Raw genomic sequence first — 599 nt, forward strand, 5'->3', positions numbered from 1 at the left:
GGCGGCGCGGGCGGGAGCATTCACCCGCGTTGGCCAACTGGCAGACGTGTCGGCTGTCGATGGTCGCCACGCCGTACCACCGGTGGTGTGCGGTGGTCGGCGAGCGGTCTCAATGCCTCGCCGCTGCGCCGGACCGTTCTGCCGAGGGGTTCCATCGCCGCACGCCGGTCGTCCCACGACACCCGCCGTCGCGCCGTGCTTCGGCCACATCCCACGAGATCTTGGACAGCTTCCGTCAACGCGAGACGGAAAGTGTCCAAGATCTGCGGACGGATGCGGGTTGGATCTCGCTTTCCACGTCCCGCGAGGGCTTCGGCAACGTGGGATGCATGTCTAGGTCCAACCGCCGGCCTCGACCGCCCGTGGTCGGCGATCAGCGGGTGGCGTCGGGCGACTGGCGACTGGCGACTGGCGACTGGCGACGCTAACGAGCGGAGGTCAGCGCATGGCCCCGGTGCACCGACCAGGCCAGCCGGATGAACCAGAAGGGCCCACAACAGAAAGGCCGCTGGCCGGCACCCCAAGGTTGCGGGTGCCGGCCAGCGGTCGGTGTGCTGTTGCCGTGTGGTGGTGGTGTGGGTCAGCTGTTCCAGTGCTGG

Source organism: Micromonospora sp. NPDC050795 (assembly GCF_044456785.1).
Taxonomy (GTDB): Bacteria; Actinomycetota; Actinomycetes; order Mycobacteriales; family Micromonosporaceae; genus Micromonospora.